Genomic DNA, 16,061 nt, shown 5'->3' with positions numbered 1-16,061 from the left:
CGCCGAGTGTGTCTGCCACGGGCTGCGGAAGGTGTTCGAGCACATTGGGGCCGCACCGAGGCACCTGGTGCCCGATTATGTTCCGCGGAACATAATCCGGGACCAGGCGCGGGACGCTGCCCCCGAAGAACGCGAACATCGCCGTGTGGGCGCGCAGCCACGACTCCTGCTTCATGTCCAGGCTCGCTTCCACGAACGCATACCGGCTGAACGGCAGGCACGCGACGAACAAATACACCCTCGACAGCTCACCCGTCGTCGGATCCAACAGCTGCATCGTGGGTCCGGACCAGTCGACCTCGATACTGCGGCCGGCCTTGTGCCCGACCCTTGACGTCGCCCCCGAGACGGCGGCGTGTTCGCCATAGAGGCGGCAGAACCGGTCATAGCTCATCGTTGCCTGCGCCATGGACGCTGCGTCGACATACTCCTGGTGCAACAGCTTCAACGTCACCCCGACCCGGGCCAACTCAGTGTGAACCCGGGGCCAGTCCGGCTGCGCGAAGACGCTCTCATGAACGCCGCGGCCGGGGAACACGGCCGCATACACCTCGGCTTCCGACAGCTCCGCGACGTCATCCCAGACGACGCCGAGCCGGTCCGCTGCATCGAGCACCGCCTGGACGCTATTGCGCGCGATGCCCTGCGCCGAGGCGATCGACCTGCCTGATAAACCCTGATTTCGTAACTGCAAGACAAGTTTCGCCTTGATCTTCCGTACCATTACCGGTACTCCTCCCACCACGTGGCCATCACATGGTGGGAGGAGCTTTTCAGGTGGCTCTCAACCACGCCAATCGTGGCTCTGAACGACACGATCCGTGATCTGGGCAGGTGGCTCTGAAGCGCACGGCAGGTGGCTCCCTTGGAAGCCAGTATTCACCCAGATGCCCCTTCCCTTGATCGCTGACCTGGGTGCCGTGCTGATCGGGGCATCTGCGGCGTTGTTGGAAAATAACGTCGAGAGCGGCAAGGTTTTCCTCAACGGCCAGTTGTGCTGGGTGTGGGATGCCGGCCAGGATGACCTGCGTCGCCTGGCCGCCGTGCAGTTAGTGCGGGCCGGCGCCGCGCGGGTCAACGAGGTTGCGGCAGGGTTTGGTGTCACTCCGGAGTCGTTGCGCCGCTGGCGAATCAGCGTCACCGGTGAGGGTGTGGCCGCGTTGGCGCCGGTGAAGAAAGGCCCCAAGGGCCCGACGGTACTGACCGGGGAGAAAGCGGCCGAGATCCGCCGCCTCCGCGCCGGTGGCGCGAGCCTGCGGACAACGGCAGCAGCGGCCGGGGTCTCCACCGACACTGTCCGGCGCGCCCTGAACTTCCAAGAGACCACTGCCCTGGAACCCGTGGCGGAAACGGACGAGTCACCAGTGGGGCCAACACAGCTGGTGTTGCCCGTGCTGCCGGAGCCGATGGACCGCTCCGGGGAACGGGCAGCAGCCCGTGCCGGGCTGCTCGAATGCGCGGCCCCGGTGTTTGCTCCGGCGGCCCGGGTGCCGTTGGCCGGGCTGTTCCTGGCCTTGCCGGCGCTGGAGGCCACCGGGCTGCTGGCCTGCGCGAAGGCAACGTTCAGGGCGTTGCCGGACGGGTTTTACGGGCTGGAAACCATGCTCCTTGACGCTGTGCTGCGGGCCCTGGCCGGGGAACCCCGTGCCGAAGGCGCCACCCGGATCGACCCCGCGGCCTGGGCCGGGTGCTGGGCATGGACCGGGCCCCGGAAGTAAAAACCATCCGCCGCAAAATCGGCCACCTGGCCGAAACCGGCAAGGCCGGGGACCTGCTCACCGCCCTCGCCACCCACCACCTGAACCCAGAAAACGGCGATAGTCATGGTGGCGATGGTGAGGGTGGGGATCTGGCCGCTGTTCTCTATGTTGACGGGCACGTCCGCGCCTACCAGGGCGGGAAGAAGATCGGGAAGGTCCACTCCACGAGGCTGAAGTTCCCGACCCCGGCGACCGAGGAAACCTGGGTCTCTGACGCCCACGGGTCCCCGGTGCTGGTGGTCATGGCCAAACCCGGCACCGCCCTGACCGGTGAACTGCGGGCGCTGCTGCCACAGTTGCGCACCATCATCGGCGACTCCCGGCGGGTGCTGGTCGGTTTTGACCGGGGAGGCTGGTCACCGGCTCTTTTCAAGCACATGGACGAGGCTGGCTTTGACGTCCTCACCTGGCGCAAAGGCGCCACAGCTGACATCCCCAAGGACAGCTTCACCGAGGTCGCCCATGTTGACGCCCACGGACACACCAGGACCTGGAAGGCGGCGGACACGGCCGTTGATCTGCTCCTGGCCGCCACCGGGGAAGCGTTTCGGATGCGGCAGATCAGCCGCATCGTCCCCGCCACGGGCGGGAGGACCCGGCAGATCCACATCCTCACCACCGATCAGGGGATGCCTGCCGGTGAGGTGATCTACCGGATGGGCTCCCGCTGGCGGCAGGAAAACTACTTCCGCTACGCCCGCATCCATTTCGATCTGGACTCCCACGACGCCTACACCAGCACCGGGGATGACCCCGAAAGGTCAGTGCCGAACCCGGAAAAGAAAAAGGCCTACCAACACGTAGTCGCCGCCCGCGCCCACAACACCCAGGTCCTGGCTGTGTGTGATCGACTATCTGTAGGCCGTTTCAGCCACGAATTTGAGCCAAGTTGGTGGCTCGTTTCAGGCCAAAAGAGCGGTAAGAATCAGGCCAGTTTTTCTTCCCGAAATCATGGTTTCGGGAGCTTGCCTGGAGATAGAGATCACCGGGTGGCCGGGGCCCTTCCAGAGTGTCAGGGACATGGGCCCGCCACCCCCAGATAGGTTCCTTACGGCGCTGCCATTGCGAAGCGTATGCGCCGGAAGGGCTGGAAAGCAGATGACGGTACCCATGTCCGTACAAGAAAATATCAGAAGGCTGGACTCCCAGGGAGTCCCGGGCCGGGAGATCGCCCGCAGGCTGGGCGTTAGCCGGTCCTCGGTGACCAAGTACGCCGATCAGGAGAACTACTCCCCGGAACCGCCGGCGCCGCTGGCCCGGCACGGGGCCTCGGTGCTCACTGGGTTCAAGCACATTATCGAAGCGTGGCTCGGCGAGGACCAGCGCCGGAACCGCAAGCAGCGGCATACGGCCAAACGCGTCTTTGGCCGGCTTGTGGACGAGCATGGTTTCACCGGCACGTATTCCCCGGTGCAGCGGTTCGTGAAGAAATGGACGGCCCGCAACAGGATCGCTGGTGAAGGTTTCACCGAATTGGTGTGGCCCGCCGGCACCGCGCAGGTCGACTTCGGGCAGGCAGAGGCGATCATCGCCGGGATCCGGCAGGTCCTGCACATCCTGGTGGTGACCTTCCCGTTCTCGAACATGCGCTTCGTCCAGGCATACCGCGGCGAGACCGCCGAATGCGTCTGCCACGGACTGCGGAAGGTGTTCGAGCACATCGGGGCCGCACCGAGGCACCTGGTCTTTGATAACGCCACCGGCATCGGGCGCCGGGTGGGCACCAAGGTCGTGGAGTCAAAACTGTTCGGGGCGTTCAAGCTGCATTACCGCTCCGAATCCCGCTACTGCAACCCGTACTCCGGGCATGAAAAAGGGAACGTGGAAAACGCGGTCGGGTTCCTGCGCCGTAACCTCATGGTTCCCGAACCCGTGGCCTCCAGCCTGCAGGCCTTGAACGAGGTGCTCATGGCCCGGTGCGACGCGTTGGCCACCACCACGCATTACCGCAAGGGCCTGCCCTTGGGCGAGCTGTTCACCCACGACGTTGCCTCATCCCTGGAGTTGCCCGGAGTCGGGTTCGACCCGGTGCGCTACGAATCGCGCAAGGCCGACAAGACCGGGAACCTGCTCATTGACGGGAACACCTACGCCGCCGGGTCCTCCTTCCATGGGCGGATGCTCACCGTGGGGCTGCGCCACGACGTGGTGCAGATCCTCGATGAGCACTCCGAGCCGGTCCGGTCCTTTGACCGGGTGTTCGGCCGGCAGGCCGAGACGATCTTCGACCCCGCGTCTCTGGTTCCGCTGCTGGTGACCAAGCCTGGAGCCTGGAGCCATTCCCCGTTGCGGGCTCTGGTCACCGACCCGGTCCGCGACTGGCTCGATGCCGCGGCGCCCACGGACCGTCGCCGCCTGCTCAACGCGGTGGATGCCGCGTCCGGGTCCGCCGGCTTCGATGCCGCGATGGCCGCCGCCGACACGCTGATCCGGCGCGGAGACACTCCGGACATGGCAGCCCTGGGGATGCTCGCCCGCCGGTTAGCCCACGGCACCGAACCGGCGGCAGCCAACGTGGACTTAAGCGTCTATGACACCTTCACCACCCTGAACACGAGCACCGGAGAAGTCGCATGAACCCGATCACCGTCCAGGACATCCTCGAAGCGGGCAAACATGCCTCACTGACCGGCAGCGTGTTGACCGAATGGGCCGAGAAAGGCACCCCGAAACAGCGCGAATACCTGCACGGGGTGCTGCTGGCCGAACACGAATCCCGGCAGGAATCACGCCGCCAGCGGTTGCTGAAATCCGCGAGGCTCCCTGCCCTGAAAACACTCACGGGATTCGACTACACCAGTGTCAGGTTCCCCGAGGACTACGGCCGCGAACCCCTCGAATCCCTGGAGTTCATCAACCGGGCCCAGGACCTGGTTCTCTACGGGGACGTGGGCACCGGCAAAACCCACATGGCCACCGCCCTGGTGGCAGCCGCCTGCCGACAGGGCATCCCAGCCAGGTTCTTCACCACCTCCGCCCTGGTCATGATGCTGCGCAGGGCCAAGGACGAGGACCGGCTGGACAAGGAGCTCGCTTCCCTGGCCAAAAACCAGCTCCTGGCCATCGATGAACTGGGATACCTCCCGATCGATACCGAAGGGGCCAGACTGCTGTTCCAGGTCATCGCCGACGGCTACGAAAAACGCAGCCTCATCATCACCACCAACCTCGAATTCTCCCGCTGGGGAACGGTGTTCGGGGACGACAACATGGCAGCAGCCGTCATCGACCGGCTGGTGCACCACGGGCGCCTGCTGCAATTCCGTGGTGAGTCCTACCGGGTCAAAAATGCCCTGATGAAATAACCAAACAGCTGAAATGGCCTGGAAACGTGCCGAGGTGGCCTGATTCTTAGCGCTGAAATGGCCTACTTAAAGTTGACGAAACACATCCTGGCCCGAACAGACGCCGCGATGCTCGCGCTGCGGACCCCGGCGCCAGGCACCAGCGAAGTCATCATCACCAACACCTGTGCAACGCGGTCACCGCCCCGCTCCTTACCGCCGAAGCCGCACTGGACCAGGCAGAAGCCGCCCACCAGAAGATCCCCGTCAGGGTCCCGCTGGGAGAACTCTCATCCGGCCAACAGGTCCTGGACACCGAGACCAAACTCATCACCCACGCGGTCAGGATGGCTGCCTTCAAACACCGCCACGATCCTCGCCCGGGAGATCCGCACGAACACCGGCTACGCCCGCGCCACCCAGGAAGCCCACACCCTGGCACGCCAGGCGCTCACCGGCAGCGGCGACATCGACACCACCACCCCCGGATACCTCACCATCCGCCTGGACCCGCTCCCCACACACACCACGGGCCACCACGGCAATCCGCAAGCTCTGCCAGCACCTCACCACCACCCAAACCCGCTACCCCGGCACCGGCCTCACCCTGCGCTACGAAATCAAAAACCCCTGACCCCACACGGAATACCTCACCATGTCAGGAGCCCTGGAGCCCCAGAATGTCCTTTTCCCCGTCCAGGGTCACGCCGATCGCGGCGTAGATCGGCCGGTTGGCGACCTGCCCGTCGCGGACCTTGACGACGATGGCGGCGATGAAGATCGCCTCGTAGACCTCATCGAGTGGCCGGTTCTGCCATGCGGCCATCTCCTCAAGCACCCGGTCGGTGATCCGCGAGACCGTCTCCTTCGACACCGACGCACCGTAGATCTCAGCGAAATGCGCACTGATCTCCCCGGTGGTCAGGCCCTCGGCATAGAGCGAGAGGACCATCTCATCGACACCGGTCAGGCGGCGCTGGCGCTTCTTCACAATGACCGGCTCGAACGTGCCTTCCCGGTCCCTCGGCACGTCCACCTCCACCGGGCCGGTGGTCTCCGTCAACACCGTTTTCGGCCGCACCCCGTTGCGGGAGTTCGCGGTCTGCTTCCCCCGCTGTATCGTGCTTTTCATATCCAAGATGCTCGGTCATTTCCTCATCGAGCGCGGTCTCGATCACGGTCTTGGTCAACTGCTTGAGCAGACCGTGCGGACCGGTCAGGGACAGGCCCTGTTCCCTCGCCATTCTGACCAGTTCGCGGGCAGCGTCAGCCTCGGATATTTCTGTCTTCTTCTCAGCGGTTTTCGTACTCGGCACAGCCTCAAGTGTTGCGGCCATATCGGGCTCCTCCCCGCCAGGCTTACCGCCCGGCGTGTCGAGCCGGATACACCGTCATTTCCACAGTCCCATCGAAGAGAGGTTAGCTACTGACCTTTGCCGCACTTTCGCTGCTCTTGAAAATCCAATGACGGTACAGAAGGTAGTTCCAGACTGTAGTCAGGACTGTAGCTGTCACTTTTCCAGCTACGTAGGACCACCCTTTAGAGTCAAAACTTATGACAATCAAATCGCTGACTACGATATTGACGAGCACGAGGAGCAGGTATTTGGCGGCGCTCACCGCGCGGTGATTGGTCGCGCGGAATGTGAACATGCGCTGGAGAAGAAAGTTGAATACCAAGCTGGCTATAAAGGCTATAGGGGTAGCAATCCAAAGGTCGACGCCGACACCTTCGTGGAGAATTGCCAGGATGCCGAGGTCCAAAGCGAAGGACAGTCCGCCAACTATGAGAAACCTGATGACGGGACTCTCCGCGAGAATTCGAAGCAGGCGCCTTAGCCTCGCCGGCAACCATTCCTGAAGCCTGGTTCGTCGTAGGGTTCGTGCGGTTGGACTGCGCATGTGAGTGGTGTCTCCCGGGTAGAACGGAGCATACAAACCTGCCACGGCCGACCTCCACGTATTGTTAAAACTACCATGCAGATATCCACGTCATGCGGGCCGATGGCTAACCGACGGCACCGTTCCTCTCCCAGCAGTCGGCCATCCCCAGTCGTAGTTCTCTTCGTTTCGTGGCTATTGCTCGGGGCCGCGGGCAACATCTGGTCCTTTGCATCACCTCTCATGTCTGCACCGGATGAAACGGCCCACGTGATCAAAGCGGCCGCAGTTACACGGGGTCAATTTTCCGGAGGCAGCTCGGGAGTCCAAGGGGAGTCGCTGACGGTCCAAGTCCCCAAGTACATCGCCGACCTCAGCAACTACAACTGCTTTGCAACTCATCCAGAAATTACTCCTGCCTGCGCCCGGTCCATTGGGGCGGAGAACGGTCTCGTGCCCGCTGAGACATCTGCGGGCAACTACAATCCCGTGTACTATGCGATTGTTGGACTGGGCAGCCACGGATTGACCGGCGAGGCAGCCCTCTACGCGATGCGGCTGATCAGTTCTTGGCTCACAGCGTTTTTCCTTGCCGCAATCTTTTATGCGGCCACATCGATGCGTCGAAGCGCACTCATGGTGGTCGCCTCGACAATCGCAGTCACGCCGGCGGTGCTGTTCCTCACCGGTTCAGTCAACCCGAATGCCTTGGAGATCGGCACGGCCGGAGCGTTTTATATGGGTCTTTGCCTCATGCTCGAACAGCGAACACACCCTCATCTCAACGTGCTTCCCGCAGTTATCGTGACAGCCTCCGGAGTTCTCCTATCAAACACCAGGCCGCTGTCCTTCTTGTGGATCGCTGTGGCACTTGCGGCCGCACTTCTCGGACATAATCTGTCGTCAATTCGCACAGTGCTGGTGACAAAGTCCTTCCAGCTGTCAGCACTAATTGTTGCTTTGTCGTGTCTCTTCGCACTTTGGTGGAGCATTACCGCCAGGAGCCTGGACAGTCTCTTTGCGGTGACGCCGCCAATCCCGGCTGACGAAGCAGCCCTCCTCATGCTGGACCGGACGGTCGGGTATATGCGCGAGTATGTTGGCGTGCTGGGCTCACTCGACACCAATCCTCCGATGGCCGTCGTGTACACATGGGTGCTCGGATTTGGGGCAATGCTCTTGTTGTCGTTCACTGCCCGACCCACCAGGCTCCGCTGGCCAGTTGCTTTGCTCACTGTAGCCCTCGTTGCAATCCCACCTGCTCTTCAGGCCGGCTCCAGCGAAACTATTGGGTGGATCTGGCAGGGCCGTTACGCGCTGGCACTGGTAGTCCTGCTGATTTTAGCTACAGGAGTCGCTGCGCGGTTCCTGCCCTTCAAAGTGACACCATGGTCGACTTCCATCGTCCGTTGGAGCCTAGTGCTCGGTGTCGTCGCACACACCTACCTCCTGCTCGAGGGTCTCCGCCGGTACACCGTTGGGATCCGAGGCGACCACATTAACTGGAGCGAAATGTTCGATCCAGAGTGGCAGCCGCCGTTTTCCTGGCAAGGTCTAACGGTCGCTTACATTGCGGTCCTCTCCGTTGCTGGCGTTTGCCTCTATCGTCTGCTGACAACTCGCCAGACCCCGGCTCTCAGCGGCCGGACTACTTCCGAAAGTTAAGACGAGCGGCGCCCCCACAACAGTGGGGGCGCCGCATTCATGCAATCTGCCTGGGCTCAGCGGTCCAGGCCGAAGGTCTTCCGCCAGGCTTCCATGGAAACCAACTCCGGCAGTGCTGAGCGGTATGCCTCCGCCAATGACTCCCACGACTTATACAAGCGCGCGTGCTGGCTCCCGGCCCGCGCGAGCATGGCCCTCATCTTCCGCGGGTCCCGTTTGTACCATGAGGCCGCTGTCCCCTCCGCATTGGAGACCACAACGGAATCGTAGTGAGCCAGGCGGAACCAGCGATTGTCCACATGGGCTAGGTGGCTTTGCGGCCTTGCCAGGGCCTCTTCGGACGGCCGGCTAACCAGTTGGCGTGCCACCGTTGTCAGGCCCCACTTGACCATGTCCTTCTTGTGGGGCATCCCTATCCGGGACGCGGTGGACGGGCCGCCACCCAATGACGGCGCCGGGAAATCGTCAAGGTCCTCCCGCATCTGGGCGTCGGAGTGTTCGGCCTGCATGCTAATGATATCGGGCAGTTTGGTCGCCAGCGACGGGTGAAGATGCCCCGGCCCCTCGAACAAGTCCGCCATCGCCTTCAGGCGGCTTTCTTCGGTGAAGTACTGCATGGAGACAAGGTGCTTGATGTCGGATTGCAGGGACTCACGGATTACGCCGCCACCTTTGGCGTGCGGGCTGTGTAAGAGCGCCGTGATCAGCCTGTTGCGGCTATGGAAATACGCCTGCCACCCGACGAGGTCGTCCTTGTCAATCCACGAAATATGCCACAAAGCGGCCCCCGGCAGGGACACCGTGCGGATACCTGCCGCCCTGGCGCGAAGGCCATATTCCGAATCGTCCCACTTGAGGAACAGCGGAAGCGGCAGCCCGATTTCCCTGATGACTGACGTCGGGACCAGGCACATCCACCACCCGTTGTAATCAACATCAAAACGGCGATGCATCCACGGTGTCTGCCGAAGGTTCGACACGCTGAAATCGTGGCGCATCTGCATGTCCTGGTGGGGCTGATCAGGCGAAATGCGGTGGGCATCGATGATCTCACCCATCGAATACAAAGTGCTACGGCTGTAGAGGTCGAACATGTGCCCGCCAACAATCGTTGGCGTCTTGCAGTGGGCTGCAAATGACATCAGCCGTGCGATGCTCTCCGGCTCAAGGACGACATCATCGTCCAGCAACAGGACGTAGTCGCTGCCGTTCTCTACGGCCTCGTACATTCCGCGTGCGAATCCGCCGGAGCCGCCCAGGTTGGCCTGCTCAATGATGCGCAGCTTCTCGCCGAGCCGACTGGCCAATTCTTCGAATCCCGGTTGATCAGCGACCTTGTTCGTTCCCTGGTCGACGATCAGTACTTCATGCGCCAGGTCCAGAGCTTCAGGATGATCCGCGAGGATCCGGGCATTTGCAAGGCAAAAGTCCGGCTTGTTCATCGTCGTAACCTGAATTGTCACGCTTTGGGCCGGTCCCGCGGTTTGCGGGCCCTCCCAGCGCGCACGGTCCAGCACCAGATCCTCCTGGCTTGAGGCCAGGTCAAACCAATACCAGCCGCCATCCCCGAATGGCTTCAGCGACAGCAGGAACTCGGTAGAAGATTCCCCTTCGAGCCTCGATCCGTCAACACGCTGAATGGTTCCCCGGGCATTGGACTTGTAGACGGAGATGGTCCCGTGGCCGCGTGTCTCTACGACGAGCCGCACCTCACGGACCTCGGTCCACCGCCGCCAATATCCTGCCGGGAAGGCGTTAAAGTACGTGCCCAACGAGAGCTGCTCCCCCGAACGCACCCTGATCGAGTGCCGGGACATAACGTCGTCAAAGTGCACCTCGCGTGGGCTTGAGCCAACGAGATGGAGTTTATCTTCGGTTCGCTTGGGATTCCGGGCAAACTCGTCGCTCTCCCTAATGCGCACACCCGCTGCCGGGCCGGCGTCGGCGTAGAGCGACATCGTGTCCACGCCTGACTCCGGGGGGAATATCACCCTTTGGAGCGTCGCCCAGCCCGGCGCTTCACTCACGCGTCTACGCCTCCGCTTTCGATCGCTGCGCCGCTTTCAAAGTGCGGACGGATCTTGTTGTCGAACATTGACAGCGCAGACCCAATGGCCATGTGCATGTCGAGGTACTTGTAGGTGCCAAGCCGTCCGCCGAAGAGGACGTCCTTCTCCGCAGCAGCGAGGTCACGGTACTTCAGCAGCCGTTCCCGGTCCGCGGCAGTGTTGATCGGGTAGTAGGGCTCGTCGCCCTTTTCGGCGGCACGCGAGAATTCGCGCATGACGACGGTCTTTTCCGTCTGGTAGTCGCGCTCGGGGTGGAAGTGACGGGGCTCAATGATCCGCGTGTAGGCCACTTCGGCGTCGTTGTAGTTGACCACCGACGTTCCCTGGAAATCGCCGACGTCGAGCACTTCCTTTTCGAAATCGATCGTGCGCCACGAGAGGTCGCCCTCTGCGAAGTCGAAGTAACGGTCCACCGGACCCGTGTAGATCACGGGGATGTTGCCGACGACCTTGTCCTTGCTGTATTCGTGCGACTCGTCGAAGAAGTCGGTGTTGAGCCGAACTTCGATGTTCGGGTGTTCCGCCATCTTTTCGATCCAGGCCGTGTAGCCGTTAGTCGGCAGACCCTCATACTTGTCGTTGAAGTACCGGTTGTCGTAGTTGTAGCGCACCGGGAGGCGGGAGATGATGCCCGCGGGCAGGTCCTTGGGATCGGTCTGCCACTGCTTGCCGGTGTAGTGCTTGATAAACGCCTCATAGAGCGGCCGTCCAATGAGCTGGATGCCCTTGTCGTTCAGGTTCTGCGGATCGGTCCCGGCGAGCTCGCCAGCCTGTTCCTGGATCAGAGCCTGCGCCTGGCCAGGCGTCAGGTTGGCGCGGAAGAACTGGTTGATAGTGGCCAGATTGATGGGCAGGGAATAGACCTCGCCCTTGTGCACGCCATAGACCTTGTGGACGTAGTTCGTGAAGGTGGTGAACCGGTTCACGTACTCCCATACACGCTCGTTGGAGGTGTGGAACAGGTGGGCGCCGTAGCGGTGCACCTCGATCCCGGTCTGTTCTTCCTTTTCGCTGTACGCGTTCCCACCGATGTGGTGGCGGCGGTCGAGGACGACCACCTTCAAGCCGAGCTCAGTGGCGGCCTGTTCTGCGATTGTCAGGCCGAAAAAGCCAGACCCTACGATGACGAGGTCAGCGGTCACAAAATCTCCTGGTTCGAATGCGGGCAGCGCAATGTTGCGCATTGTCTGCTGCACCAGCCTACCCGAGACCCCCTCGTGACCTACTAATCCGGCAGCTCAGTCCTTATCCACATACGGCACCTCGCCCCACGACACCGTCCCACGTGATGGCTAGTTTTAGAGACAAGCTGACCGTTAGGACGTACACATCATGCCGCTGCACTGCACGCTCGTTCGGAGCCCGGGCGCAGCTCTCCAGGCGCCGCCCGTGGAGCTGACCATCGAGGGTCCACACGGGGGTGCCGGTGCGGAACTGCAGGCCGCGCTGACGGCAAGCTTCGGGACCGGGATTGTCTCTGTCGCCGGCCAGCACGTCGCTGACCTCAGGCTCGGACAGCCTCCGCTTGTCAACGGAGCCACGCTCGTCGACGGGGCGGACCTGACGGCGCGCAGGTCCCGGCAGCGCACCTCCGAGCCTCCGGCGTCACTGGCATTGGCCGTCCACAGCGGTGCCGGTGCGGGGACGGTTGTGCCGCTGCGGCGGGGCATGTACACCATCGGCCGCAGCAATGCCGATATTCTCATCCCAGACGCCGACGTTTCGCGGGCCCACGCACACCTGGTGGTCACCGAGACAGCCATAGCGATTGTTGATCTGGACAGCGCCAACGGCACTGTTGTGGACGGCGAGCGCGTGCGGAATGCCTCGATTTCGACGGGCTCCACCATTCGTTGCGGCAACTCCACCATGTCGTTGGTGTTCCTTGAGCGTTCGGGTGACGGCCTGGCCGACGCGGGGATGGATGTCCATGAGCCGTTGGTTGTTAGCCGGCGCGACGATCCCACGAACCGCGCGGCCCTGCTTCTGACGGCTGTGTTGCCGGTGGTCATTGGCGTGGGGCTTGCCGTCGTGACCGGAATGTGGATGTTCCTGGCTTTCACGGCCGTCTCGGCGATCTCCATCTTGGTGCCGGTGATCGGCGGGCGCCGGCAACGCCGCGATCTCGCTGCCGCGGTCAGAGCCGCGGTCACCCAGGACCAGGAACGACGACGGCGGGCCGCGCCGCCGCTCTCGGACCTGACCATCGGGGATACAACAGGTAGGGACCGTGCCGGGCCGCGCACCAGCAAGGGCATCTGGCTGCGGCTGGGCCAGGCAAACCAGCCGGCCAACCTCCGGTTCGAGCCCACGGATCCGGGACGCGCTGTCCCTTCAGCCGGCATGCTGCCACTAACGCTGAGTCCGGCCAGACCCCTCACCACCATCCGCGGGCCACGCGCCGCCGTCGACGGGCTGGTGCGCGCACTCCTGATGCAGTTTGCCGGCTATCCGCTGGGCCGGAACACCCGGGTGGTCGTCCACGGCAAGGCGGAGCATCTCCCCCTCGCCGCACGGTATCTGGACGGTGTCACGCTTTCCAGTAACTCCAGGACCATCGGAGCCTTGCTCGAACGCGGCGTCGGGCCTGCCCATGGACACGGACTGCTCCTTCTTGTGGACGGCACGGAGTCCTCGGCCAGGATCACAGCAACGGCCTTGGAACACGGTTGGCAGGTCATCCATGCCCCCGAAGACGGGTCAGCGCTGACGAATGCTGACGTGGAACTCGGTGAACGCTTGTCTGTGTTCAATGACGGTGATAACAGCATCCGATTCGCTCCTGATCTGGCGCCCATTGAGGTCTTCAACAGGTTTTGCCGTCGACTGGCGCGGGAGGCAAACCAGCCAGTCGGTGCGGGACGGTCCATCCCCACGTCCTGCCGGCTTGCAGAGCTGCTCCCCCACTCCACGCCCGAAACATCCAGGCGATGGTCAGCAAACAACAGCTTGCCCGGGCTTACCGTTCCCATCGGGCGCGGTCTTGAGGGTCTACGGACACTCGATCTCCAAAACGACGGACCCCACCTGCTGGTCGCCGGGACCACCGGCTCAGGAAAATCCGAACTCCTGCGCAGCCTCACTGTTGCTCTCGCCCTCAGCTACGCGCCGGACCGCATCACCTTCCTCTTTGTGGATTTCAAGGGCGGCTCCGGACTCGGCCCCCTGACCGGGCTCCCGCACTGTGTGGGTATGCTCACCGACCTGAGCAGCCATGAGCTCGAACGCGCCCTGCAGTCCCTCCGCGCCGAGATCAGATTCCGGGAACAGAGCCTTGCGGCAGTTCAGGCACCGGACCTGACGTCATTCCGGGCAACGTCGGCGGGCCGCGCGTCGCCGCTCCCCCAGCTTGTAATTGTCATAGATGAGTTCCGGATGCTGGTGGAGGATGCTCCCGAATCGCTCCGGGAATTGATGAGGATCGCCGCCATCGGCCGTTCCCTGGGCATCCACCTGATCATGGCCACACAACGGCCCCAGGGCGCGCTGACGGCGGACATCCGCGCCAACGTCACCACCAGCATCGCGTTGCGCGTCCAGTCGGAGATGGAATCCGTGGACATCATCAATTCGAAAGCCGCGGCCGGGATCAGCGTCGATACTCCGGGCCGGGCTTATCTGGCTCGCGGAACGGAGGCTCCGCTGGAGTTCCAGGCCGGATCGCTGACAGCCGGAGCCATCCGATCCGAACCCGCCGGAATCTCGGTATGGTTGGCGTCCGAGTACATCGATGCCCATGCAGTGCTGGGGGGTTCCGGATCCGCCGGCGATGACCCGACGCCTGCCGAGGCAACCGCCCCGTTGATAGCTTCCATGTCCGCGTTGTGGGAGACCATGAACCGTCCGGCCATCCGGAAGCCGATTGCTGCACCACTCCCCTATCTCCTCCCCGAACCTGCAGGCTCGTCTACCCCCGGGACCGTTGAAGGCGACGCTGACGACCACGATGGCGCCAGTGACAGGACCAAGGCCGACGCCGGTGCCACCAGCTGGTCCGTAACGCTCGGCCTGATGGACCTGCCCGCCGAACAGCGAACCGCACCCTTGATCTGGGAACCTGCCGGCCACGGACACCTGGCCCTTGTTGGCGGACCGGAATCAGGAGTGCCCGAGGCCATCCTGCTGGCAGTCCTCGGTTTGGCATCCCACGCCCGGGAATCCCATTTGTATGTGCTGGACCCGGACAGTTCGTTCGTGGGGTTGGCTTCCCACTGCCGGGTGGGCGCCACGGCAGGACTGCACGAGCTTCGCCGTGCCGTACGCATCCTGGAGCGTCTGGCACGGGAGCAGTCACTCCGGCTGGGACGTCCCGCCGCTGACGACGACATACCGCTCGTGCTCGTGATCGCCGGCTGGGGATCCTGGCTCTCGACCTTACGTGCCGGGCCGTTGGTGTGGGCCGAGGACGTTCTCCATGACCTTGTCCGGGATGGAAACCGGGCCGGTATCACGGTGATCATCTCGGGACAGCGGGAACTGGTCACTTCCAGGTTCTTCGCAGCCGTACCCAACCGCGTGTACTTCCCGACGGGATCCAGCGACGACAGCCGGATTGCCTGGCCGAAACTGCCTCCGACAGCGCCCGCGGTGGGAAGAGGCGTCGCTGTGGGCGCGCTGTCGAATGGAAGAACTACAGTCTGCCAGTTCTTCACGGCTGGCGCTGAGGCCGCAGATCCGGGGGTAGCCCAAGCGCCGGAGCCCTCCCTGCGGCGTCGACCATTCCGAGTGGAGCCCCTGCCGGCCGTGGTTCCGGCGGCCCGGATCCTGAACCAAGCGGCCCCTCAGATCCCGGCTGAACTGAAAGGCAGGATCCCAATGTGGCAGCGCGTCCTCCGCATCGGCGTGGGCGGCGACGAACTTGAACCGATATCCGTCCGGGCGCCTGCGGGTGGGGTGCTGGCCGTGCTGGGCGGCCCTTCGTCTGGCAAGTCGTCCTTTCTCCGGCTCCTGCCAAAGGTCAACCCTGAAGCAGGACCGTGGCTTATGCCGGCGCAGGACACCGAACCGGGTGCCTATTGGTCCGGGATCCTCAGCCAAGCCACCACGGGCGGTCTGGAACGGAACTCGGTGGCATTGGTTGACGATGCGGACCTGTTGCTGCAGGACGTCACCCGTGACCTTGCCGACCTCAACACGCTTGGAATCACGGTGGTTATGACTGTGGGATACAGTCCGATACTCGCCCAGCGGGTTCCACTGGCGCTCCAGGCACGCAACTTGGGCTGCGGCATCCTGATCGCGCCCCGGACCTTTATGGACGGCGACCTCTTAGGGGTCCGCTTCGAGGTGGAACCCAACCCGCCACCGGGACGGAGCGTTCTCATCCAGAACGGCCGCGCCACCGCCGTCCAGTTGGGCTGGGTACCGCTTGATCAGTCGAAGGACGGATTGGCCGCCTAAAG

The 16,061-nt window shown here is 63.2% G+C and carries 10 protein-coding genes and 1 pseudogene; 6 read left to right on the top strand and 5 right to left on the bottom strand.

Annotated elements, in window-relative coordinates; translation table 11 throughout:
• Positions 1-724 (bottom strand): transposase (locus NG697_RS13315; RefSeq protein WP_509908557.1); only part of this gene is annotated, 724 nt, incomplete at its 3' end.
• Between the two features lie 163 nt (positions 725-887).
• On the opposite strand from NG697_RS13315, the gene NG697_RS13310 reads away from it, so the two are divergent.
• The 4 genes from NG697_RS13310 (at position 888) to istB (ending at position 5,065) form a co-directional block, all read left to right on the top strand.
• Complete coding sequence (locus NG697_RS13310) at positions 888-1,718, top strand: putative transposase (RefSeq protein ID WP_252614461.1); 831 nt, start codon at positions 888-890, stop codon at positions 1,716-1,718.
• Entirely contained in the window at positions 1,697-2,803 is a 1,107-nt protein-coding gene (locus NG697_RS13305; RefSeq protein WP_252614460.1) for a putative transposase, read from the top strand. The genes NG697_RS13310 and NG697_RS13305 overlap by 22 nt, the downstream gene beginning before the upstream one ends.
• 67 nt (positions 2,804-2,870) lie before the next feature.
• Positions 2,871-4,337, top strand: coding sequence for an IS21 family transposase (gene istA, locus NG697_RS13300; protein WP_252614459.1), 1,467 nt, complete (start codon positions 2,871-2,873; stop codon positions 4,335-4,337).
• Positions 4,334-5,065 carry an IS21-like element helper ATPase IstB gene (gene istB / locus NG697_RS13295; protein WP_219885469.1) on the top strand — a complete coding sequence of 244 codons (732 nt, stop codon included), beginning with the start codon at positions 4,334-4,336 and terminating at the stop codon, positions 5,063-5,065. Before istA ends, istB begins: the two co-directional genes overlap by 4 nt.
• A gap of 649 nt (positions 5,066-5,714) precedes the next feature.
• Here istB and NG697_RS13290 read toward each other — a convergent pair.
• Together NG697_RS13290 and NG697_RS13285 are read right to left on the bottom strand one after the other, a co-directional pair.
• Positions 5,715-6,381: pseudogene (locus NG697_RS13290) on the bottom strand (IS256 family transposase); the annotation flags it as partial.
• A gap of 82 nt (positions 6,382-6,463) precedes the next feature.
• A complete protein-coding gene (locus NG697_RS13285) occupies positions 6,464-6,946 on the bottom strand; it encodes a GtrA family protein (protein ID WP_252609102.1) in 483 nt (160 codons plus the stop codon).
• A 75-nt stretch (positions 6,947-7,021) separates the two neighbouring features.
• On the opposite strand from NG697_RS13285, the gene NG697_RS13280 reads away from it, so the two are divergent.
• Positions 7,022-8,590: a DUF2142 domain-containing protein gene (locus tag NG697_RS13280; RefSeq protein ID WP_308293020.1), complete on the top strand. Its 1,569-nt coding sequence runs from the start codon at positions 7,022-7,024 to the stop codon at positions 8,588-8,590.
• A gap of 56 nt (positions 8,591-8,646) precedes the next feature.
• Here NG697_RS13280 and NG697_RS13275 read toward each other — a convergent pair whose 3' ends face one another.
• Together NG697_RS13275 and glf are read right to left on the bottom strand one after the other, a co-directional pair.
• The gene (locus NG697_RS13275) at positions 8,647-10,407 is read right to left on the bottom strand and encodes a glycosyltransferase (protein ID WP_308293091.1); all 1,761 of its coding nucleotides are present in this window, start codon (positions 10,405-10,407) and stop codon (positions 8,647-8,649) included.
• A 206-nt stretch (positions 10,408-10,613) separates the two neighbouring features.
• Positions 10,614-11,801 (bottom strand): UDP-galactopyranose mutase, encoded by a 1,188-nt coding sequence (gene glf / locus NG697_RS13270; RefSeq protein WP_252614458.1) that lies wholly within the window; start codon positions 11,799-11,801, stop codon positions 10,614-10,616.
• A gap of 190 nt (positions 11,802-11,991) precedes the next feature.
• Here glf and NG697_RS13265 point away from each other — a divergent pair, with 190 nt between their 5' ends.
• On the top strand, positions 11,992-16,059 hold the full coding sequence (locus NG697_RS13265) for a type VII secretion EssC family protein (RefSeq protein ID WP_252614457.1): 4,068 nt from the start codon (positions 11,992-11,994) through the stop codon (positions 16,057-16,059).
• Positions 16,060-16,061 lie beyond the last annotated feature (2 nt).

Source organism: Pseudarthrobacter raffinosi (genome assembly GCF_023913835.1).
GTDB classification, from domain to species: domain Bacteria; phylum Actinomycetota; class Actinomycetes; order Actinomycetales; family Micrococcaceae; genus Arthrobacter; species Arthrobacter raffinosi.
This window is presented reverse-complemented; position numbering and strand designations above follow the sequence as displayed.